22 protein-coding genes and 1 pseudogene are annotated in these 19,814 nt (G+C 64.1%); 17 read left to right on the top strand and 6 right to left on the bottom strand.

Features of this window, described 5'->3' with window-relative positions; genetic code table 11:
- The first annotated feature begins 13 nt into the window (after positions 1-13).
- Positions 14-238, top strand: a complete 225-nt coding sequence (locus tag J4G43_RS22325) for a hypothetical protein (RefSeq protein WP_208086321.1) — start codon at positions 14-16, stop codon at positions 236-238.
- 60 nt (positions 239-298) lie between these two features.
- Positions 299-643: a DUF4238 domain-containing protein gene (locus J4G43_RS22320; RefSeq protein ID WP_208086320.1), complete on the top strand. Its 345-nt coding sequence runs from the start codon at positions 299-301 to the stop codon at positions 641-643.
- On the opposite strand, the gene istB is transcribed toward J4G43_RS22320, so the two are convergent.
- Both istB and istA read right to left on the bottom strand, forming a co-directional pair.
- Positions 635-1,402 (bottom strand): IS21-like element IS1631 family helper ATPase IstB, encoded by a 768-nt coding sequence (gene istB, locus J4G43_RS22315; RefSeq protein ID WP_038952109.1) that lies wholly within the window; start codon positions 1,400-1,402, stop codon positions 635-637. The two genes, J4G43_RS22320 and istB, sit on opposite strands and share 9 nt — an antisense overlap.
- A 4-nt stretch (positions 1,403-1,406) precedes the next feature.
- Positions 1,407-3,163: pseudogene (gene istA, locus J4G43_RS22310) on the bottom strand (IS21-like element IS1631 family transposase).
- A gap of 90 nt (positions 3,164-3,253) precedes the next feature.
- Here istA and J4G43_RS22305 point away from each other — a divergent pair.
- On the top strand, positions 3,254-4,009 hold the full coding sequence (locus J4G43_RS22305; protein WP_208086319.1) for a DUF4238 domain-containing protein: 756 nt from the start codon (positions 3,254-3,256) through the stop codon (positions 4,007-4,009).
- A 363-nt stretch (positions 4,010-4,372) separates the two neighbouring features.
- Positions 4,373-4,669 (top strand): helix-turn-helix transcriptional regulator, encoded by a 297-nt coding sequence (locus J4G43_RS22300; protein WP_208086318.1) that lies wholly within the window; start codon positions 4,373-4,375, stop codon positions 4,667-4,669.
- On the opposite strand, the gene J4G43_RS22295 is transcribed toward J4G43_RS22300, so the two are convergent.
- Both J4G43_RS22295 and guaA read right to left on the bottom strand, forming a co-directional pair.
- Positions 4,623-5,879: a tyrosine-type recombinase/integrase gene (locus tag J4G43_RS22295; protein ID WP_208086317.1), complete on the bottom strand. Its 1,257-nt coding sequence runs from the start codon at positions 5,877-5,879 to the stop codon at positions 4,623-4,625. The genes J4G43_RS22300 and J4G43_RS22295 overlap by 47 nt on opposite strands.
- 291 nt (positions 5,880-6,170) lie before the next feature.
- On the bottom strand, positions 6,171-7,769 hold the full coding sequence (gene guaA / locus J4G43_RS22290) for a glutamine-hydrolyzing GMP synthase (protein WP_028150935.1): 1,599 nt from the start codon (positions 7,767-7,769) through the stop codon (positions 6,171-6,173).
- 149 nt (positions 7,770-7,918) lie between these two features.
- Here guaA and J4G43_RS22285 point away from each other — a divergent pair, with 149 nt between their 5' ends.
- The 3 genes from J4G43_RS22285 to J4G43_RS22275 all read left to right on the top strand — a co-directional run bounded on the left by J4G43_RS22285 (position 7,919) and on the right by J4G43_RS22275 (position 9,351).
- Positions 7,919-8,287 carry a nuclear transport factor 2 family protein gene (locus tag J4G43_RS22285; RefSeq protein ID WP_208086316.1) on the top strand — a complete coding sequence of 123 codons (369 nt, stop codon included), beginning with the start codon at positions 7,919-7,921 and terminating at the stop codon, positions 8,285-8,287.
- Between the two features lie 256 nt (positions 8,288-8,543).
- Entirely contained in the window at positions 8,544-8,876 is a 333-nt protein-coding gene (locus tag J4G43_RS22280; protein ID WP_208086315.1) for a DHCW motif cupin fold protein, read from the top strand.
- A 265-nt stretch (positions 8,877-9,141) separates the two neighbouring features.
- Complete coding sequence (locus tag J4G43_RS22275; protein WP_008141931.1) at positions 9,142-9,351, top strand: cold-shock protein; 210 nt, start codon at positions 9,142-9,144, stop codon at positions 9,349-9,351.
- A gap of 212 nt (positions 9,352-9,563) precedes the next feature.
- Here J4G43_RS22275 and J4G43_RS22270 read toward each other — a convergent pair whose 3' ends face one another.
- Complete coding sequence (locus tag J4G43_RS22270) at positions 9,564-10,862, bottom strand: RsmB/NOP family class I SAM-dependent RNA methyltransferase (RefSeq protein WP_208086314.1); 1,299 nt, start codon at positions 10,860-10,862, stop codon at positions 9,564-9,566.
- A gap of 111 nt (positions 10,863-10,973) precedes the next feature.
- The gene (locus J4G43_RS22265) at positions 10,974-11,348 is read right to left on the bottom strand and encodes an MAPEG family protein (protein ID WP_208086313.1); all 375 of its coding nucleotides are present in this window, start codon (positions 11,346-11,348) and stop codon (positions 10,974-10,976) included.
- A 167-nt stretch (positions 11,349-11,515) separates the two neighbouring features.
- Here J4G43_RS22265 and J4G43_RS22260 point away from each other — a divergent pair, with 167 nt between their 5' ends.
- The 10 genes from J4G43_RS22260 (at position 11,516) to J4G43_RS22215 (ending at position 19,805) form a co-directional block, all read left to right on the top strand.
- Positions 11,516-12,115, top strand: a complete 600-nt coding sequence (locus J4G43_RS22260; protein WP_208086312.1) for an acriflavin resistance protein — start codon at positions 11,516-11,518, stop codon at positions 12,113-12,115.
- Positions 12,116-12,185: 70 nt separating this feature from the next.
- Positions 12,186-13,028 carry a metallophosphoesterase family protein gene (locus tag J4G43_RS22255; RefSeq protein ID WP_208086311.1) on the top strand — a complete coding sequence of 281 codons (843 nt, stop codon included), beginning with the start codon at positions 12,186-12,188 and terminating at the stop codon, positions 13,026-13,028.
- A gap of 141 nt (positions 13,029-13,169) precedes the next feature.
- The gene (locus J4G43_RS22250) at positions 13,170-14,327 is read left to right on the top strand and encodes an alanine racemase (protein WP_208086310.1); all 1,158 of its coding nucleotides are present in this window, start codon (positions 13,170-13,172) and stop codon (positions 14,325-14,327) included.
- Positions 14,328-14,340: 13 nt separating this feature from the next.
- The gene (locus tag J4G43_RS22245) at positions 14,341-15,000 is read left to right on the top strand and encodes an amino acid ABC transporter permease (RefSeq protein ID WP_208086309.1); all 660 of its coding nucleotides are present in this window, start codon (positions 14,341-14,343) and stop codon (positions 14,998-15,000) included.
- 10 nt (positions 15,001-15,010) lie between these two features.
- Positions 15,011-15,661 (top strand): amino acid ABC transporter permease, encoded by a 651-nt coding sequence (locus tag J4G43_RS22240; RefSeq protein ID WP_208086308.1) that lies wholly within the window; start codon positions 15,011-15,013, stop codon positions 15,659-15,661.
- Positions 15,648-16,376, top strand: coding sequence for an amino acid ABC transporter ATP-binding protein (locus tag J4G43_RS22235; protein ID WP_208086307.1), 729 nt, complete (start codon positions 15,648-15,650; stop codon positions 16,374-16,376). Before J4G43_RS22240 ends, J4G43_RS22235 begins: the two co-directional genes overlap by 14 nt.
- 31 nt (positions 16,377-16,407) lie before the next feature.
- Positions 16,408-17,205, top strand: a complete 798-nt coding sequence (locus J4G43_RS22230) for a transporter substrate-binding domain-containing protein (protein WP_208086306.1) — start codon at positions 16,408-16,410, stop codon at positions 17,203-17,205.
- 58 nt (positions 17,206-17,263) lie between these two features.
- Entirely contained in the window at positions 17,264-17,608 is a 345-nt protein-coding gene (locus J4G43_RS22225; protein WP_018645782.1) for a RidA family protein, read from the top strand.
- 62 nt (positions 17,609-17,670) lie between these two features.
- A complete protein-coding gene (locus J4G43_RS22220; protein ID WP_208086305.1) occupies positions 17,671-18,699 on the top strand; it encodes a succinylglutamate desuccinylase/aspartoacylase family protein in 1,029 nt (342 codons plus the stop codon).
- 41 nt (positions 18,700-18,740) lie between these two features.
- The gene (locus J4G43_RS22215; RefSeq protein ID WP_208086304.1) at positions 18,741-19,805 is read left to right on the top strand and encodes a LacI family DNA-binding transcriptional regulator; all 1,065 of its coding nucleotides are present in this window, start codon (positions 18,741-18,743) and stop codon (positions 19,803-19,805) included.
- Positions 19,806-19,814: the final 9 nt, after the last annotated feature.

Here is a 19,814-nt window from a genome sequence, read left to right as displayed (position 1 = left end):
GGGTCCTTATTCCATGCCGAAACACATCCTCGCAGGTCGGGCAGACGCGCTCGCGATCCGAGACGGTCTGGTCGAATTGGCGGTCGATTGGAAATCCGACATCGATCCTACTCCCGCTGTTCGAAGCATGTACGCTGGACAACTGCGCGATTATTTAATGGCGACCGGAGCGGCAAGTGGCGCGCTCGTATTCGCAACGATCGGTGAGATTGTCTGGGTCGCGGCGACCGCGACATAAAAGAACCAGGTATGATGCGTTGCACGATTGAGTGCGAAAGAGTCTGATTGGAGCGCAGAGGTGGGGAAAAGTCGAAATAGGCCCGTAAAACATCACTATGTGCCGCAGTGCTATCTGCGCCAATTCGCCAACACGAAGGGCAAGGCCTTTCAGGTCTCGGTATTCGATCGGGAGGAGCAGCGCTCATTCAAGAACAACGTCAAAGACGTGGCCTGCCAAAACTACTTCAACCGAATTCACCTCGACGGCATGGACCCCAACGCGCTTGAAAGCGCAATGTCTGAATTCGAGAGCGGTCTCGCCGAAGCGCTCGTCCGAATCCCCCGCGGGTCACTTCAAATTCCTCCGGGTGTGGTCAGTCAAATTCCTCCACCCGCGAGGCAGGACAAGGGACTGTTAGTTTGAGTTTGTTTCCCGGGCAAGAGCTTCAGCGGCTTCTTTGAGCCGATAGCTGCGTCCGTCGAACTCAAGCAGATGGCAATGATGCATAAGGCGATCGAGGATCGTCGTGCTCATAGTGTTGTCCCCAAGGTATGCCCCCCAATCCTGCACGACGCGATTGGAGGTGACGATGACGCTGCGGCGCAGTTTGTAACGCTGATGGATCAGGGTCTGCAGCAAAGTGCCGGCGTCGTCGGGGATGGCGCGTGCGAGGAATAGATCGTCCAGCACGAGGAGATCGCAGTCGATGATGGTTCGCAGCCGGACCTCGCGTTGTGCCGGAGAGTTCAGGGCGTAGCGGTGGAAGAAGTCGTCGGTCTCAAGATACTGGACCTTGTGGCTTTGCAGGATCGCCTGATAGGCAATCGCCTTGGCGATGTGCGACTTCCCGGTGCCAGGTTTGCCAACAAGCAGAGCGTTCTCGCCAGCGGCAATGAACGCCAGGGTGTGGAGCTGGAAGCAGGTCTGACGTGGCAGTTTGGGATTGAAGGACCAGTCGAACTCGGCGAGCGTCAGCTTTTCGTCGAGCCCGGATTGCTGGTATCGCCGCTCGATAAGACGGGACTGACGACGGTCCAGTTCATCCTGCAGGATAAGGGAGAAGGTCTCGAGGAAGGGCTGGTTGGCGCCCTGCGCCTGGAGCACGCGCGTCTGCAGCGTGTCGCGGACACCCGACAGGCGCAGCTGTCGTAGGCAACGCTCAATTTCCGGCATGGTCATCATGTGGCTAGGTCTCCAGTTTAAGGTGAGAAGGTGCAGCGGGAGCGCTCGTGGCGCCGGAGTTGGCCGGGGTTGCGCAGGCGACACGAGCGCGGATTGCCGTGGCGTGATCGTCGTGAGCCTCGGCCTGCCGACCATTGTCGTCGGCGTCGCGCCGCACAGCGCGGCTGAAGAGGTCGCCGTATTCCGCGGGGGTACGGATCAGCGGATGATCCTGGGTGAGCGGCGATGCCGGCTGTGGCGTCACTCCAACCTGCTCGATCGCCTGTTCGAACAACCGCTCGACGGTCGCACGCACGTGCTTGTAGCGGTAGATGCGGTTGTCGATGGCGTGCGCGCAGGCCTGCTCGACCAGCCGCGCCGGATACTTCCGGCCCAGCCCGACAATGCCCCACATCGCGCGCTGTCCGGGGCGCCCTTCGGTGTCGAACACCTGCTGGCACAAGGCCCTGGTCTGCGGTCCGATGCGCTCGGCGCTCGCCAGCAGCACGGCGGTTTGCCGCGACGGGTTGAACGGCCGTTCGCTGGTCGGCAGGACGACAGAACCGGGGTGCGCCATCCGGGAATGAACACGCAGCAGCGCACGGGTGTGGCGATCACGGATCTCGATCGTGGTGGTGTAGATGCGCACGACGACCTGGCTGCCGATCGGCGCGGGCCGCGCGGCGTAATAGCTGTTGTCGACGCGTACGGTGGTGTCGTCGCAGACAGTCCGGACGACTTCGGTGAAGATGCGGAAGGGAGCGACAGGCAGCGGCCGCAGGTGCGGCTTCTCTTCCTGGAACATCGCCTCGACCTGACGGCGCGTGCTGCCGTGGATGCGTTTGGAAGCCCAGTTCTCCTCCCAGTGCCTCAAGAACTCGTTTTGCGCCTCCAGCGTCTCGAAGCGCCGTCCGGCCAGCGCAGTGCCCTGGGTATGTTGAATCGCATTCTCGACGCATCCTTTCCGATTTGGATCGGCCACGCGCGCGGGATCGGCGACCACGGCGTAATGAGCCAGCATCGCGCTGTAAATCGGGTTGAGCTGGGGCTCGTACAAATCCGGCTTGAGGACGCCTTCCTTCAGGTTGTCGAGCACGACATAGCTGGGGACCCCGCCAAAATACCGGAACGCCTCTTCGTGGAGCTGCGCCCAGACTTGTTGGCTGGACTTCCAGACTACCCGCCGGAAGCTGCGCCGCGAGTAGCGTAGCGTCATCACGAACAGGCGGGGACGACGGTACCGCCCGCTCTTCGGATCAACCGTCGGCGCGCCCTCGCCATAGTCGACCTGAGCTTCCTCGCCGGGGAGGAACTCAAGACGATCAAACTGCTCAGGATCAGCGTGCCGCAACCGGCGCACAACCGCTTGACACTCTGGTAGCTGGACGGAAAGCCAAATTGATCAACCAGGTCCTGGTAAATCGCCTGCGCGTTCCGCTTCAGCCGGACCTGTTCTTCGATCCACGTCCGATGCGCTTCGCAAGCCGAACGGGCCAGGCTGCTGGTGACCGTCGCTTCCGATGTCCCAAAAGCCGGTGGTCGGGGTGGAGGAATTTGGCCGTCCGCGCTCACCGAGCCGGTGGTCACTTCCCCGGGGGAATTTGCCTCCGCACCGGCCCGCAGCGCCTGATAACGCCGGATCGTCTTGCGATCGACACCCGTCAGCCGGTGAATCTCGCGCTGGCTGGTGTTGCGATCAAGTAATGTAAGTACGGTGCTTTGCAGATGTCGCTTCAAGACGTTCAACTCCCCGGCCCCTTGCTGGCTAAAGGGGTCGAACATAAACGTCCTGCCTGACCGGCTACTGCTGTTCAGCGGCGCTGACGGCGATCATCAGGTGGGGGAGTTTCAAGTGACCATACCCGGGGGATTTTGACCGACCCACGGGGAATCAATGAGGCGCACAATCTTGAGAACGAGGACGACAAGGCCTACCTGCTCACGCTCATAGGGCTTGCGGCGCTCAGAAACCCCGACATGCGCAAGAACATCAAGGGCATCGCTGACGGCCTAGGGCGCATGCATATCGCCGCCCGCCTCCAAAGCAAGGCAACGTACGACGCCAGTGTCGCGGAGGCCAAGGCAGACGGCGCGCTGCCCGACAACTACGATATCACCTATGAGGAAATGCGAGAGGCATTCGACGAAGGCGACTTCAAGATTGAACTCGATAACAACGCGCTCATCAGTCTCGAATTTCAAATGCTCGACCACACCATACCGCTCTTGCACAAGCGCGGCTGGCATCTGCTGCGCGCACCCGAGGGCTCAGGCGGCTTCATCACATCAGACCGGCCATTTTACCTCATGTGGGAAGATCCCGCGATGCGAGATGGCCCGCTAGCGCCCGGCCTCGCAATGACGGGCACGGACATCTATTTCCCTGTCTCTCCCACCCTCGCCGTTGTCGGCGCGTTCAACGTCGGCAACACGGTGGAGGATGCCAGCGAAGAGACCGTGGCAGTCTGCAACAGCACAATGCCCGATGGAGCAGACCGGCAGGTCTACTCTCCAGACCACAAGTTTAAATACGCTCGCACGCGCGAGGAAGAGCCGCGCACCGGCAACCAACTCATTTCTGACAAGCGGTTCTTGCGGAAGTGGCCGAGATGCAGAGGCGTGAAATAGTGCGCGAGCGAAAGATGATGGGGCGCAACGTCGCGAGAACGAAAAGGAAAGAAAAGTAGAACCTGCGTGCACAGGATTTGCGCACGACCAGGGCTGCCCTAGCCGTCCCCCACTCGGCTGCGCTGGGGACCCTGATAGCCGTTTCTACGGTCGCTATCGGGGTAGAATGAAGATATCGCCGTCAAGCCATCTCGGCCTAGGCTGTATGAAAAACGCCATCGCATCTGGCACAATTAAACGAGGGGCAACCGTCCCGTACGTGCGCCATGGCCGCCTTTAATACCCTGCCCTTCCTTCGTATCTCCCCTTTGGCAACCATCGATTTCATTCTGCCCTGTATCGAACCGAAGAGGAGATGAAACGATGGTCCAACACAAAAATATTGCCATGAAACGGACGATCCGCAGGAAGGAACTGCGCGAGATCGTCCCGCTAGCCGACAGCACCATCTACGAAATGGAGCAGCGGGGAGAATTTCCGAGACGCTTCGCTTTGACCCCACGATGCGTGGTTTGGGATCTCAGCGAGGTTCAGGCATGGCTCACGGCCCGCCGCTCCAAACCAATTCTACGTGCGCCTGGCCCCAACGTGAAGCAAAGGCGCGCCCGTCCTGTCAAAGTGCCGGATCGGGTTCCAAGACCGACATCGACGGCGGTATGAGCGTCGGCACATGCTTTTTGCCAACAACCCACGCGTCCAAGATGTCTGACCACTCCTGCATCATGTGTCGACGTTGCACCTCATACTCGGCCTTGTTATAGACTCCTCGAGACGAACGGCCGTCCTCGTGCGCCAGGCACTTTTCAATCCAGTCTCTGTTGAAGCCGAGTTCATTCAGCAGAGTTGAGCCGGTCCGCCGCAGGTCATGAACCGTGAACGGCTCCAGTGGCAACCCTTCCGCCTTCGCCCGTTCGACGACTGCATACGTCACTCGGTTGAAGGTGGCGCGAGACATTGGAGCATCTGCGTCGTAACGCGACGGAAGAAGATATCGCGAATTGCCGGCGCAGGTCTTCAGGGCGATCATGATGTCGAGCGTCTGGCGCGACAGGTAGACGTTATGCGCCTTCGAGCGCTTCATTCGCTCCTTCGGGATCGTCCAGACCGAATTCTCAAAATCGACTTCGTCCCAGACTGCGTCCTGCAGTTCGCTCTTCCGCACCATCGTGAGCAGGTAGAGTCGCATTCCCAAACGGATCGTAGGAAGCGTGGCAATGTGCTCGAGCTGTTTCAGCATCACTCGAATTTCGGAAGGCGAGAGTGAACGATCTTTCGGAACGAAGGTCGCGATCGATGCTGGTCCCACTTCGTCGGCTGGATTGCTAACCCTCTCACCGTGCAGAATTGCAAAGCCATAGATCTGCTTCAGAATGTCTCGCACATGGATTGCGGTCGCCGGAGCGCCGCGGTCGACGATCTTGCCGCAATGGGTTCTTAGGTCGTCCGGCGTGATCTCCGTTAGGAGACGATTGCGCCAAACCGGCAGAAGCTCTCTCTCAAAGATAGAACGCCGCATGGCGCGCGTGCTATCGGCCATCGGCGCAGAGGTGAGCCACTTCTCCCCGAACTCTCCAAAGCTCTTCGCCTCCTTCAGACGGCGCTTCTCGCGCTGCTTCTCTATCGCGGGCGACCGTCCTTCGCGGACAGCGCGCCTCGCGTCGAGGCACTTCTCTCGGGCCCGTGCGAGCGAGATTCCATCGCGTCCATACTTACCCAGATAGACCGTCTCCCGACGTCCGTTGAGCCTGTAATCCAGCCGAAACGAAATCGCTCCACTGGGCATGACGCGGACATACAGGCCGTCGCGGTCAGCAACTTTGTAGATTTTTTCTCGTGGTTTCAGAGCCTTAAGAGCAACGTCTGTCAGCATTCCTGCCGTCTCCCGCAAAGTACCGTCAGCGCTTTTTCGGAGGCTCGCAACGGAGAATTTCAAACGAATTCAATCCGTTAAGTCAAAAAAAGTACCGCCACGAGCCATTCTCTCATGACGGTACTTTCAAAGATTCGGCTGAGCAAGATACCGGAGGACCGTCAGGCGGTCTGGCAGAGCCAAACCTTGCGTGCCGATAGGTAGCGACAGCAGTAAGACAACTTTATTTATAATTTCAATGGCTTATATCGCAGGCTGGCGTATTTTCGGATACGCCCGGATGGGCCTAAATCATTCCCACTCAATCGTCCCAGGCGGCTTGCTCGTCACGTCGTACACCACCCGGTTCACGCCCTTCACCTCGTTGATGATGCGCGTGGCGGTCTCGCCGAGAAACTTCATGTCGAACTGGTAGAAGTCCGCGGTCATGCCGTCGGTGGAGGTGACGGCGCGGAGGCCCACGACGTAGTCGTAGGTGCGGCCGTCGCCCATGACGCCGACCGTCTTCACGGGGAGCAGCACGGCGAAAGCCTGCCAGATGTCGTCGTAGAGGCCGTGCTTGCGGATCTGGTCGATGTAGACGGCATCGGCCTTGCGCAGGATGTCGAGCTTGTCCCTAGTGATGTCGCCGGGGCAGCGGATGGCGAGGCCGGGGCCCGGGAACGGGTGGCGGCCGACGAAGATTTCGGGCAGGCCGAGCTCGCGGCCGAGCTTGCGCACCTCGTCCTTGAACAGCTCGCGCAGGGGCTCGACGAGCTTCATGTTCATGCGCTCGGGCAGACCGCCGACATTGTGGTGCGACTTGATCGTCACAGAAGGGCCGCCGGTGAAGGAGACGCTCTCGATCACATCGGGGTAGAGCGTGCCTTGCGCCAGGAAGTCGGCGCCGCCGATCTTCTTGGCCTCCGCCTCGAACACCTCGATGAAGAGGCGGCCGATGGTCTTGCGCTTGGTCTCGGGGTCGGTGACGCCTTCGAGCTCGCCGAGGAATTGCTTCGAGGCATCCACGTGCACGAGCGGGATGTTGTAGTGGTGGCGGAACAGATCGACCACGGTCTTGGCTTCGTCGAGGCGCAGCATGCCGTGGTCGACGAACACGCAGGTGAGCTGGTCGCCGATGGCTTCGTGAATCAAGACGGCCGCGACCGCGGAATCGACGCCGCCGGAGAGGCCGCAGAGCACCTTGCCCTTGCCGACCTGGGCGCGGATCTTCGCGATCTCTTCCTCGCGGAAGGCGCGCATGGTCCAGTCGCCGGAGAGGCCGGCGATCTTGCGCACGAAATTGCGGATCAGTTTTGCGCCATCGGGCGTGTGCACCACTTCAGGGTGGAACATCAGGCCGTAGTACTTGCGCGTCTCGTCCTGGATGATCGCGAACGGCGCGTTCGGCGAGGTGCCGGCGACCGAGAAGCCCGGCGGCATTTTTGTGATGCGATCGCCATGGCTCATCCAGACCTGATTCTTGCCGCCGGGCGACCACACGTCCTCGAACAGCTTGCTGGGCGCCTTGACCTCGACATCGGCGCGGCCGAACTCGCGGTGATGGCCGCCCTCGACGGTGCCGCCGAGCTGCTCCGCCATGGTCATCTGGCCGTAGCAGATGCCGAGCACCGGCACGCCGGAGGCGAAGATCAATTGCGGGGCGCGGGGCGAGCCGGCTTCATGCACCGACTCGGGGCCGCCGGAGAGGATCACCGCTTTCGGCTTCATCTCCTTGAAGGCTTCTTCGGCCTTGTTGAACGGGACGATCTCGCAATAGACGCCGTCCTCGCGCACGCGGCGCGCGATCAGCTGCGTCACCTGGCTGCCGAAGTCGACGATGAGAATCTTGTCGTGCGCCGAGGCCACCGAGGGCGTCGACGCGGAGCGGTCGTTCTGTGCTGCTGTCATGGCCAGCAAATACGCGACCGTGCCCCTGCCCGCAACCGCGCGATGCGCGCGCCCACATTCTTCTTTGGGTATGGACAAACGGATATAGGTAAGTATTATTGACCTAATTTGGCCCACGCGTCAAACAGGGGCCAATCAGGGAGAACGCCATGTCACAGCACCATCAGCCATCGACGCTTGCCGCGCTCGGCCGGACCTGGGTCGAGGCCTGGAACGCGCGCGATCTCGAGCGCGTGCTGACGCTCTACGCCGAGGACACCGTGATGACCTCCGACCGCATCCCCGCGATGGGGTTCGATGCCAGCGGCACCGTGTGCGGCAAGGACGCGTTGCGGGCGTATTGGGGCAAGGCGCTCGCCCTGCTGCCGGAGCTGCATTTTACGCTGATCGACCTGTTCGTGAGCCCGGACAGCGTGGTTGTGTTTTATGCGAACGAGCGGGGGAAGCGGATCTGCGAATATCTGCGGGTGAATGACGCGGGGCTGATCGTGCAGGGGTCGGCGAACCATTTGGTGTAGTGACGCTTGCGCGCATTGCTGCCAGCCACGCGCTTATCGTGTGCAGACGGTGCCGCCCCATCCACCGCTGTCATTCCCCGCGCAAGCGGGGAATCCAGTACGCCGCGGCTTTTCCGCATCACGGCGCGGCCTCTGGAATACTGGATCGCCCGATCAAGTCGGGCGATGACACCGAGCATCGCTCGCAATGACGGAGACTGCCGGACGAGCGTGCGCTAACACTGCGCCCGCCGGCTCTGAGACAGGATCACCACCCATGAAACTCCCCGCCTCCCCCTTCACCGTCACCGACTGGAGCAAGGTCGAGGCCACAACGCATCCCGGCGAGACCGGGCAAGCCAAGTGGCGGACGCTCAACATCGGCGATCTCCGGGTGCGGATGGTCGAGTATTCGCCGGGCTATCTCGCCGACCATTGGTGCGACCGCGGCCACGTGCTCTACGTGCTCGAGGGCGAGCTCGACAGCGAGCTGCGCGACGGGCGGAAATTCAAGCTCACCGCGGGGCTGAGCTACCAGGTCTCGGACTTCGGCGACGCCGCGCACCGGTCCTCGACGGCCACGGGGGCGACGCTTTTCATCGTGGATTGAGGGCTGTCGGGCGGCTCATTTGCACCGCAAAATAGCAAAGCCGCGCCACATGCCGGCCCACGGGTGGTGCCTTGAAGTAGCCCCAAATTCTCGCTATATTGTGATCATCGATACTTGGCCGAACGACTGGGCCGCTTCGCTTCGTTGCAGACGGGCGCGCACGCTTCAGATGACTTCCCCAAACATCGACTGAACAGGATCATGGGCGCAATTTCGCGTACCGGTCCACGTGCGTATCCTCTCTAACTAACTAAAGGAAATTCCCATGGCTATGGGCACCGTGAAGTGGTTCAACACCCAAAAGGGTTATGGTTTCATCCAGCCGGATGACGGCCAGAAGGACGTGTTCGTTCACATCAGCGCCGTCGAGCGCGCTGGCCTCTCCTCCCTCAACGAGGGTCAGAAGGTCTCGTTCGACATCGTCGCCGACCGCCGCAGCGGCAAGTCGTCGGCTGACAATCTCCGCGTCGGCTAACGCCCACGCACCGTTCTGACCACGGACGTACCGGCAGAACGTCGAGTTAGAAAGCCCCGCGAGCTTCGGTTCGCGGGGCTTTTGTTTTGGGGAACTGCGGCGCGGCACATGTGGGCAGAGGCGCGCTCTTCGCGCGCCGTACCCACCATCTTTCACACTACGAACGGTGGGCACGCTTCGCTTTGCCCACCCTACGAGGGTCACTACGAGAGCTACGTCTTCTTCAGCACCGAGACGAAGAACCCGTCCGTCCCCGTCCGGCGCGGCGTCATCAGCCAGCCTTCGTCCGACTGCAGCGCGGCCTTTGCAAAATCCTCCGCCTTGTCCCAGAGCACGCTTGCGGTCTGCTCCGGCGGCACGACCGCGAACTCGGGATGGCGGGCGGTGAACGCCCTCACCTGCTCGCCGTTCTCTTCCGCCAGCACCGAACAGGTGATGTAGGCGATGCGCCCGCCGGCCTTGACCAGCGGCACGGCGCGCTCCAGCACCTCGGCCTGGTCGCGCAGGCGGATCTCGAGCGCGCCGGGGCGCATGCGCCACTTGGCGTCGGGGTTGCGGCGCCAGGTGCCGGTTCCCGTGCAGGGCGCGTCGATCACGACGAGGTCGGCGGTGCCGCTGATGTCGGCCAGCGGATCGGCCTCGCCCTTGGGCGTGCGGACATCGGCATTGTGGACGCCGGCGCGCGACAGGCGTTCGTGGATCGGGGCAAGCTGGCGCTTGTCGCTGTCGGTGGCGATCAGCCGGCCCTTGCCCTGCATCAGGGCTGCGAGCGCCAACGTCTTGCCGCCGGCGCCGGCGCAGAGATCGATCACCTGCTCGCCGGGTTTTGCCGCGGTGAAGCTCGCCGCAAGCTGCGATCCCTCATCCTGCACTTCAACGGCGCCCTTGATGAAATCCTCCTCCGCCTGGAGACCGGGATTGCGCGCATCGGCCGAAAGCTCGATGCGCAGGCCGTTTGCGGACCATGGCGTCGGTTCCGCATGAAGATGAGCAAGCCCGCGCAGCACCTTGTCGCGATTGGATTTTAGCGTGTTGACGCGCAAATCGAGCGGCGCACGGCTCGCCATCGCGGCCGCCTCCGCGGCGCGCTCCTCGCCGAACACTTTCGCAAAGTACGGGTCGAGCCAGTCCGGATAGTCGCCGGCGATCGCAGCCGGCGCGTCCTTGAGGGACCGCGAGGCCAGCGCGGCCTGCTCGGCCTCGGTCAGCGGCGCCGGTGCAAACCGGCTGCCGTCGAACAGCGCGCCCAGGGTGGCCGCGTCCATGTTGCGCTCGAGGCGGAGCATGCCGATCAGCCGGGCGCGTGCGGTGTCGGCGTCCATCAGGAAGGCGCTCGAGGCATAGCGGCGCAGCACGTCCCAGACGAGGCCCGCGATAGCGGCGCGGTCGCCGGAGCCGGCGAAGCGGTGCGCGGTGCCCCACTCCTTGAGCGCCTTGGCCGCCGGCACGCGGTCCTTCTCGATGGTGTCGATCAGTTCGATGGCTGCGGACAGCCGGGCAGCGGGAGTCATTTGAATCTTTCAGGTCAGGAATGGCTATTTTTGTTTTGCGCATGATCTTGTCGGAAAACCGGTATCCACTTTGCGCTAACGCGGCCCTCCGGGTCCGGATCATGCGCGCGCCTAGATCAACAACAGCATCTTCGCCGCGAAGTAGATCCACATCGCGAGCAGCACAAGCACGCCCGCGAGCCAGATCGTGGAGCGCCGGCCGGGATCGTTGGAGGAGACGAACACGCCGGCATGGGCGAACCGCGTCACCACGAACACCCAGGACATCAGTACGATGAAGAGATCGGCATGGCGCAAGGGCAGCGCCAGGGCGATCAGCGCGTAGAACAGCACCGGCAATTCGAACTGCTCGCCCAGCGCAATGTCGCGGCTCTTGGTCTCGCCGGAGACCAGCGAGCGCCGGCGCGCCAGTACCATTCCGATCAGGAGCGCGAAGGTGAGACCGACCTGCACGAAGACAGGCAGCAAAACCATTTGGATGGACATCGGAACTTTCCCGTCAGGCGGAACACCGCGGACCGTCATTAGCCGCGACTGCTGGCGCTGACAATCAACGAGTTGAACCGGTGTTCCCGGTCCCGCGACCAAAGGCCGATAGTTAAAGCGATTTCGGCCCCTGGGACCGCAAGGCGAGCTAGCGCCAAGAGACTGACATGAACACCCTCTCCAGCCTTTTGACCGAATCCGGCGTCCTGATGTCGGCACTAGCGGGAATCGCGGCCGCGCTCGCGGTCGCGCTGGCGATGACAGTGTACTTCCGCCTGAGCTACCGGAGCTGGCGCGACGTCGTCAGGCATGGTCTCGCCACTCTGGCCGCCCTCGCCCTGTTCGCCTTCGCCGCCTACGACATGCGTCACGCCGCGCTGGCTTATCTCGGCCTCAACCCGTCCAAGCCGGCGGTCGAGTTCGAGATCCGGATGCCCAGGGAAACGCTGACGGCGGCGACCGACAGCCAGATCGAGCTGCACACTGACCGCAACCAGACGCTGGCGCTGGTCGACGGCGTGCGCGAGCTCGGTGATGGCCGCTCCGTGCTGCGCGGCGCGGTGGCGCTCAACCACCGCACCGCCGACCGCATGCTGGTCGTGAACCTGCCCGGCAAGGGCACGTTCGAATTCCGCCTCCGCCTGCCCGCCGAGCCGCATCGGTCCGAGCAGTTCGGGCCCTGGCACCTCGCCGACCGCATCGCCTCGCCGGCAACCGGCAGCGTCGCCCCGCAGGACGCCTACACGATCCGCTATCGCGTGCTTTAAACTTTGTTTCATGGCGATGCATGCGCGCGCCGTCATCGTTCCGACGTGCGACAACGCGTATGCTCATGCCATGTCCGAATTTCGCCTCACGCAGATTTCCGACACCCATCTCGGCCGGCGCTTCCCCGGCCTGATCGCCAACTTCGATCGCGTCAGCGAACACATCGACGCTGATAGGCCCGACCTCGTCGTCAACACCGGCGACGTCTCCTTCGACGGGCCGACAAGTCGCGACGATGTCGAATTCGCCAAGAGCCGGCACGACGCCCTGCCCGTCGCCTGCCGCTACCTCCCCGGTAATCACGACATCGGCGACAATCCAACCGCGAGCGGGCCTGCGCCCAAGCCGCCGGTCGAGGAAAAGCACCGCCAACAATTCCGCGACATCATCGGCGAAGACCATTGGTCGTTCGAAGCGGCCGGCTGGCACTTCATCGGCCTCAACTCGCTGGTGATGAATTCCGGGCTCGCCTTCGAGGCTGAGCAGTTCGACTGGTTGTCCCGGGAAATGGCGCGCATCAACGGCAGGCCGATCGCGCTGTTCGTGCACAAGCCGATGTTTCTCAACCTGCCCGACGACCCCGAGACGCCGGAGACCTCGATCCGCTACGTGCCGCAGCCGGCACGCGCGCGCCTGATCGAGATGTTCTCGACAGTGGACCTGCGCCTCATCGCCAGCGGGCACGTGCACCAGCGGCGCGACTTCACCTACCGCCACACCCGCCACGTCTGGGCGCCGTCGGCCGGCTTCAGGATCAACGACGCGCGCCAGGACCGCATCGCGATCAAGGAAGTCGGGCTCGTCGAATACCGCTTCCGTCCGAGCAGTCTTGAAGTTCGTCATGTCAGGGCCGCGGGCCAGGTCGATGTCGATATCGAGGAGCTGCTCGCCCAGATGGGCGGCGAGCACTAGCCCAATTCACGGGCACAATACCTTACCTAATTACCTCATTGCATCGAATTCGCGCCGAGATTGGCTAGAATCCCCTAATGACAACGTTGTCATTCCGACATATCGTTCCTTGGCGGTCGAGGGGCCGCTGAGGGAGCGACGATGCAGTTCTTGTCCCGGTGGGAGAGCCAACGTCTTTCAACGACCACGCGGGGCATTCCCTTGGTCGATGGCCTGCCGATCGAGGAGATCGCCGGCCAGGATTGGCAGCCCTCCCGCGGCGATCTCGCTTTGCCCGCCCTCACCCTCGATGGAGCCGCCTTCGCGGCCAATCGCGACCTCTTCCTGCGCTGGTGCAAGAGCGCCGGCGTTGCCGTTGCGCCCCACGCCAAGACGCCGATGTCGCCGGAGCTCGCGCGATCGCTGCGCGAGGCCGGGGCCTGGGGCACGACGGTTGCCAACATCCAGCAGGCCGCCGTGCTGCTCGCGAGCGGCGAGCGGCGCCTGCTGCTGGCCAACGAAATCGGCGGCCTCGCGGCCGGCCGGCGGCTCGGCGCGTTGCTCGGCGCCTATCCCGACGTCGAATTTCACGCCTTCGCGGATTCACAGGCGGCGGTCGCAGCACTGGCGGAAGCGGCGCGGATTGCGGACCGCCGCGAATTGTCCGTGCTGGTCGAGCTCGGTGCGGGCCGCGCCGGCGCGCGAGATCGCGCCGCGGTCGAAGCGACGATCGCGGCCGTGCTCGCGGCCGACGGCCTCCTGCTCGGCGGTGTCGCCACTTACGAAGGCGCGGTCGCAACGCCCGATGCCGACGAGACGATGCGCGCGATCGCGGCGCTGATGGAGCGCACCATCGAGGCCTTCGCGCTGGTACGTCATGCTGCTCCGGGCCGGCCGCTGATCATCAGCGCCGGCGGCTCGGCCTATTTCGACGTCGTCGACGGCGCGCGGCACTCGGCGGCCGAGGGTTTCCGGCCTGCGTTGACACTTTGGGCCGAAGTGTTGTCGCGGCCGGAGGCAGGCCTCGCGATCGCTGGCTTCGGCATGCGCGATGCTTCCTTCGATCAGGGATTGCCGGTGCCGCTGCGCGTCTTCCGCGACAGCGTCGCGCAGCAGGGGCTCGCCGAGACCTTGTCGGTCACCCGTCTCAATGACCAGCATGCGTTCCTGTCCGTTGCGCCCGATGGCACGCTTGCGGTCGGCGACATCATCGCCTTCGGCATCTCGCATCCCTGCACCTGCCTCGACCGCTGGCGCGTCATCCTCGGCCTCGACGCCGACGGCGTCGTGACGCGCGCCCTCCCCACTCAGTTCGGCTGAGGCGGCTCGCGCGATGAATTTCCTGCCGCTGTGGCGCTATCAGAACCAGCTCATCGACGGGGCCATCGTCACGCTCGAGCTGACGGTGATCGCGGCGCTGGCCGGGCTCCTGATCGGCGTTGCCGGCGCGGTCGCGCTGAACGGCCGCATCACGCCGCTGCGCTGGCTGGTGCGCGGCTACATCGAGCTGTTCCGCAACACGCCGTCGCTGATCCAGATCTTCATCGTCTTCTTCGTGCTGCCGAACTTCGGCTTGAAGCTGCCGGCGTTCGAAGCCGCCGCCGTCGCGCTGTCGCTCTATTTCGGGGCCTACTCGGTCGAGATCATCCGTGCCGGCCTCGACTCCGTGCCGAAGAACCAGATCGAGGCCGGCCAGTGCCTTGGCCTGTCGGGCTGGCAGGTGTTTCGCCACATCCTGCTGCCGCCGGCGCTGCGCAACGCCTATCCGGCCGTGACCAGCCAGTTCGTCCTGCTGCTGCTCGGCACCTCGCTCGCCTCGCAGGTCGCCGCCGACGAGCTGTTCCATGTCGCGGGCTTCATCGAGAGCCGCACCTATCGCAGCTTCGAGGTCTATGCGGTGATCTGCGTCGTCTATTTCACGATGGCGATGTCGTTCAAGGCGCTGTTCGCCATCATCGGTCTGGCGGCCTTCCGCTGGCCGCGGCGGCGCTGAGGACAAGGCGATGCGATCCTTCACCCTCATCGATTTCGTCTCGCTGTTCGCGGCGCTGCGCTGGACCGTTGCGCTGGTCGTGCTCGCGCTCGCCTTCGGTGCGCCGCTGGCGCTGGCGTTCGCCACGGGCCGCATCAGCCGCTTCGCCGGCCTGCGCTGGACGATGGCGGCGTGCATCCAGATCGTCCAAAGCGTGCCGCTGCTCGGGCTGCTGTTCTTCTTCTATTTCGGCATGCCGATGTTCCTGGGCATCCAGGTGCCGGCCCTCGTTGCCGTCACCGTCGCCTACACGCTCTACACCGCCGCCTTCCTCGGCGAGATCTGGCGCGGCGGGCTGGAAGCCGTGAAGCAGGCGCAATGGGAGGCAGGCAGCTGTCTCGGCCTCTCCGCCTGGCAGCAATTCCGCCACATCATCGCGGCGCAGGCGCTGCGGCTGTCGCTGCCGCCGACCGTCGGCTTCCTGGTGCAGCTGATCAAGGGCACCTCGCTCGCCTCGATCCTCGGCTTCGTCGAGCTTGCCCGCGCAGGCCAAGTGGTGAGCGCGGCGACGTTCCAGCCGCTGCTCACCTACGCGCTGGTCGCCGCGATCTATTTCGCGCTGTGCCTGCCGCTCACGCTCTGGTCCCGCTCCCTGGAGGCCCGCCTCGATGGCTCTCGTTGAAATCCGCGACGTGCACAAGACATTCGGCAAGGTCGAGGTGCTCAAGGGCGTCTCGCTCGACGTCGAGGAAGGCGAGATCGTCACGATCATCGGCCGCTCCGGCTCGGGCAAGTCGACCCTGCTCCGCTGCATCAATGCACTGGAGAGCGTCGATTCCGGCGAGATCCGCGTCGAGGGTGAGAAGGTCCACGCCAGGATGCCTGACCTGAAGGCATTCCGTCAGCGCGTCGGCATCGTGTTCCAGGCTTTCAACTTGTTTCCGCATCTGAAAGTCGAGCGCAACATCACGCTCGCCCCGCTCCTCACCGGCCGCACCGACAAAGCGAAAGCGCGTGCACTGGCGGAAGATGTGCTGACCCGCGTCGGCCTCGCCGACAAGATCGACGCCTGGCCGGAGCAGCTCTCCGGCGGCCAGCAGCAGCGCGTCGCCATCGCGCGCTGCCTCGCGATGGCCCCTCACCTCATGCTGTTCGACGAGGTCACCTCCGCGCTCGACCCCGAGCTCGTCGGCGAAGTGTTGAAGGTGATGGAGGCGATGGCGAAGCAGGGCATGACGATGATCCTCGTCACCCATGAGATGGGCTTTGCCCGCAACGTCGCCAACCGCATCGTCTTCATGCATCAGGGGCGCGTCTGGGAACAGGGCCCACCGGCAAAACTGTTCGCCAATCCTGAAACCCCCGAGCTCGCTAGCTTCATCGCGTCCGCCAAATGATCAACCAGCCATCCGCCACCAGGAGAGAGTCATGAGACAACTGAAGTCCCTCTTTGCGATTGCAGCCACCGCGCTCGCCGTGCTCGCTGCCCCCACCCTCGCACAGGCCGACAAGCTCCAGGACGTGCTCGGCGCGGGCAAGCTGCGCGTCGGCCTCCTGACCGATGCCGCGCCGTGGGGCTTCAAGGACGACCAGGGCGAGATCGCGGGCTTGGACGCTGATCTCGCGCGGCTGATCGCCGCCGACATGGGCGTGAAGCTCGAGCTCGTGCCGGTGACGGGCGCAGCGCGCATCCCGAGCCTGCTCTCGGACAAGATCGATATCCTGATCGCGGGCCTCGGCGCGACGCCCGAGCGCGCCCAGCAGGTGATGTTCTCGCAGCCCTATGCGGTGGTGAATCTCGGCGTCTATGGCGCCAAGGCAATTCCGGCCGCGACCGGCAAGAAGCCCGACAATCTCGATGGCCGCAGCGTTGCGGTGGCCAAGGGCTCGACGCTCGACGTCTGGCTCACCGACAACGCGCCGAAGGTGAAGCTGGTGCGCTTCGAGGACACGCCGGCCGCGCTCGCCGCGTTTCTCGCAGGACAAGCCGACACCTTTGCCGAGAACAGTGCCATCGCGTTGAAGGTTCAGGACCAGAACCCGACCAAGGAGGTCGAGCTGAAATTCCTGATCCGCCAGTCGCCAGCCCATGTCGGCGTGCGCCAGGGCGAGCAGAACTTGCTCAACTGGATCAACACCGACATCTTCTTCAACAAGCTCAACGGCAAGCTCGGCGCACTTCAGCTGAAATGGTTCAAGGAAGAGCAGACGCTGCCGACGCTGTGAACTAGCACACGGCTCCCGCACCAATGTGGGAGCCAAGCTTCACGAGGAGAATTTTGAGATGATCAAACGTTACGTCGTCGGCTCGCGCATGAGCCAGGCCGTCGCCGCCGGCGGTATGGTGCACATCGCCGGCCAGGTCGCTGACGACCGCAAGGCCGGCATCGTGTCGCAGACCCAGCAGGTGCTCGCCAAGATCGACGCGCTGCTGAAGGAGGCCGGATCGGACCGCTCCAAGCTGATCGCGGTCAACGTCTTCCTGCCTCATATCACCGACTTCGACACCATGAACTCGGTTTACGATGCCTGGATCGATCCGGCCAACCCGCCGGCGCGCGCCTGCGTCGAAGCCCGCCTCGCCGATCCCGACCTGCGCGTCGAGATGACCGCGGTCGCCTTGCTTTAAAGGCACCGCCACCCTTTCAACCTTTGGCCGGCGCCGGCGACGGCGCGGCCGCGAGGCAAGCCATGCATACCGGACTTTTCCACGAGATCGATTTCGAGAAAGACCAGAAATGGTCGGGCCATCTCGGCATTCCCTTCTCGATCGATCGCTCCCCCTACTACCAGCTCAAGATCCCGATCTTCCGGATCAAGAACGGCGCCGGGCCAAAACTGCTTTTGATGGCCGGCAATCACGGCGACGAATATGAGGGCGAGATCGCGCTGACACGGCTGTATCGCCGGCTCGATGCAAAGGACGTCAAAGGCGAGATCACCATCCTGCCCTTCGCCAATTGGCCGGCCGTGATGGCCGCGCGCCGCCGCTCGCCGCTCGACGAAGGCAACCTCAACCGCGCCTTCCCCGGCGATGCCGCGGGCACGCCGACGTTCCGGCTTGCGCACTTCCTCGAGCACGAGCTGTTTCCGCGGCACGAAGTCGTCTTCGACATCCATTCCGGCGGCACCTCGATGGCGCATGTGCCTTGCGCGCTGATCGAGCGGCAGGGCACGCCCGAGATGTTCGGCCACGCGCTGCGCCTGATGGAGGGGTTGGGGATGCCCTTCGCCTTCGTCGCGGAAAACGGCGCGACCGCTCCGACCTCGATGGCCGCGGCTGCACGCGCCGGCGCGATCGGGCTCTCCGGTGAATTCGGCGGCGGCGGCACCGTCACGCCGCAGACCATGGCGCTCACGGCACGCGCGATCGACCGGCTGTTGCTCGCGCTCGGCCTCGTCCAGGCGCCGGTGCTGGGGCCGCATGCGCCGGTCGAGCGCGCCACCGAATTGCTGGCGCTGCAAAGCCATGCGCAGGCGGTGTTCGCGACGCGGCGCGGCTGGTTCGAGCCCGCCGTCATGGTCGGCACGCGGGTTGCGGCCGGCGACGTCGCCGGCTGGTACCATGATTTCGAGCGCCCGGAGTTGCCGGAAGAGGCGTTGCGCTTCCCCGCCGACGGCATCGTGATCTCGCAGCGCCTGCACACCGACAGCCAGAGCGGCGACTGCCTGGTCCAGGTCGGCCGCGCGCTGTTGCGAGACGAGCTGCCGGCGCGCTGAGTTTTGGAGACGATACCGACTGCGATTACACTCGGGATTCGATGACCGATCCGGCAAAGCCGACCTATGACGACGTTGTGCGCATTCCAGCGCCGCCCGGCCGCGCCAGCGCGAGCGGGCGGCCGCCGCGCATCGAGGAAGTCGCGGAGCGCGCCGGCGTCGCGCCGATCACGGTGTCGCGGGTGCTACGCCACCCCGAGAAGGTCAATCGCGAGACTCGCGAACGCATCCTCGAAGTGATCGAGGCGACCGGCTACGCCTCCAATCCGCATGCGCGCGCGCTGCGCTCGGGGCGCTCGAACGTGGTGATGGCCTTCGTCTCGAACATCCTCAGCCAGCAGTTCGGCCTAGCGGTGCGCAGCTTCGCCGCCGCGCTGGAGCCGGAAGGCTTCGAGGTGCTGGTCGGCCAGACCTCCTACTCCTATGCCAAGGAAGTCGCGATGATCCAGTCGCTGCGCGGCATCCGCCCCGCAGCGGTGATGTTCACCGGCGTGATCGAGCTCGAGGAGAATCGTGCCGCGCTGCTCGAGCTCGGCATTCCCGTGATCGAGACCTGGGCGTTTCCGCGCGACCCCATCGACATGCTGGTCGGCCTGCCCAATGCGGATGCCGGCGCGATGGCGGCGCGCAGGCTGGCTGAAGCTGGACATCGCCGCGTCGCCTTCATCGGACGCGGCAGCGGCCGTGGCGCACTCCGCCGCGACGGATTTCAGAACGCAGCGGCACAGCTGGGCCTCGAGATCGTCCACGAGATCGGCGTCGGTGAGATCACGGGACTGGCCGACGGCCGCGCCGCCTTCACCGCCCTGCTCGAACGCGGCGGCGACGTCGATGCGGTGTTCTGCGCCAACGATCTGCTTGCGACCGGCGCGCTGATCGAGGCCCGCGCCCGCGGCCTCTCGGTGCCGCGCGATCTGGCGCTGCTCGGCTTCGGCGACAACGACGTCGCCGATCAGATCACGCCCGGTCTCACCACCATCTCGTTCGATGCGGCGGCTGTGGGACGGATCGCGGGCGAACTGCTGCTGGCGCGGCTATCAGGCACGCCACGCGCCGAACAGCGGCTCGCCGTCGAACTGTTCCTGGTCGAGCGCGGCAGCGTTTGAGGTTGCGGA

The sequence above is a fragment of the Bradyrhizobium barranii subsp. barranii genome (assembly GCF_017565645.3).
Lineage (GTDB): Bacteria > Pseudomonadota > Alphaproteobacteria > Rhizobiales > Xanthobacteraceae > Bradyrhizobium > Bradyrhizobium barranii.
This window is presented reverse-complemented; position numbering and strand designations above follow the sequence as displayed.

Excerpts from the sequence above, each read along its gene's own strand:
- J4G43_RS22325 (WP_208086321.1), top strand. The coding sequence starts at position 14 with ATGCCGAAACACATCCTCGCAGGTCGGGCAGACGCGCTCGCGATCCGA.
- istB (WP_038952109.1), bottom strand. The coding sequence starts at position 1,402 with ATGATGACCATGCCGGAAATTGAGCGTTGCCTACGACAGCTGCGCCTG.
- J4G43_RS22300 (WP_208086318.1), top strand. The coding sequence starts at position 4,373 with ATGGTCCAACACAAAAATATTGCCATGAAACGGACGATCCGCAGGAAG.
- J4G43_RS22295 (WP_208086317.1), bottom strand. The coding sequence starts at position 5,879 with ATGCTGACAGACGTTGCTCTTAAGGCTCTGAAACCACGAGAAAAAATC.
- guaA (WP_028150935.1), bottom strand. The coding sequence starts at position 7,769 with ATGACAGCAGCACAGAACGACCGCTCCGCGTCGACGCCCTCGGTGGCC.
- J4G43_RS22285 (WP_208086316.1), top strand. The coding sequence starts at position 7,919 with ATGTCACAGCACCATCAGCCATCGACGCTTGCCGCGCTCGGCCGGACC.
- J4G43_RS22280 (WP_208086315.1), top strand. The coding sequence starts at position 8,544 with ATGAAACTCCCCGCCTCCCCCTTCACCGTCACCGACTGGAGCAAGGTC.
- J4G43_RS22275 (WP_008141931.1), top strand. The coding sequence starts at position 9,142 with ATGGCTATGGGCACCGTGAAGTGGTTCAACACCCAAAAGGGTTATGGT.
- J4G43_RS22270 (WP_208086314.1), bottom strand. The coding sequence starts at position 10,862 with ATGACTCCCGCTGCCCGGCTGTCCGCAGCCATCGAACTGATCGACACC.
- J4G43_RS22265 (WP_208086313.1), bottom strand. The coding sequence starts at position 11,348 with ATGTCCATCCAAATGGTTTTGCTGCCTGTCTTCGTGCAGGTCGGTCTC.
- J4G43_RS22260 (WP_208086312.1), top strand. The coding sequence starts at position 11,516 with ATGAACACCCTCTCCAGCCTTTTGACCGAATCCGGCGTCCTGATGTCG.
- J4G43_RS22255 (WP_208086311.1), top strand. The coding sequence starts at position 12,186 with ATGTCCGAATTTCGCCTCACGCAGATTTCCGACACCCATCTCGGCCGG.
- J4G43_RS22250 (WP_208086310.1), top strand. The coding sequence starts at position 13,170 with ATGCAGTTCTTGTCCCGGTGGGAGAGCCAACGTCTTTCAACGACCACG.
- J4G43_RS22245 (WP_208086309.1), top strand. The coding sequence starts at position 14,341 with ATGAATTTCCTGCCGCTGTGGCGCTATCAGAACCAGCTCATCGACGGG.
- J4G43_RS22240 (WP_208086308.1), top strand. The coding sequence starts at position 15,011 with ATGCGATCCTTCACCCTCATCGATTTCGTCTCGCTGTTCGCGGCGCTG.
- J4G43_RS22235 (WP_208086307.1), top strand. The coding sequence starts at position 15,648 with ATGGCTCTCGTTGAAATCCGCGACGTGCACAAGACATTCGGCAAGGTC.
- J4G43_RS22230 (WP_208086306.1), top strand. The coding sequence starts at position 16,408 with ATGAGACAACTGAAGTCCCTCTTTGCGATTGCAGCCACCGCGCTCGCC.
- J4G43_RS22225 (WP_018645782.1), top strand. The coding sequence starts at position 17,264 with ATGATCAAACGTTACGTCGTCGGCTCGCGCATGAGCCAGGCCGTCGCC.
- J4G43_RS22220 (WP_208086305.1), top strand. The coding sequence starts at position 17,671 with ATGCATACCGGACTTTTCCACGAGATCGATTTCGAGAAAGACCAGAAA.
- J4G43_RS22215 (WP_208086304.1), top strand. The coding sequence starts at position 18,741 with ATGACCGATCCGGCAAAGCCGACCTATGACGACGTTGTGCGCATTCCA.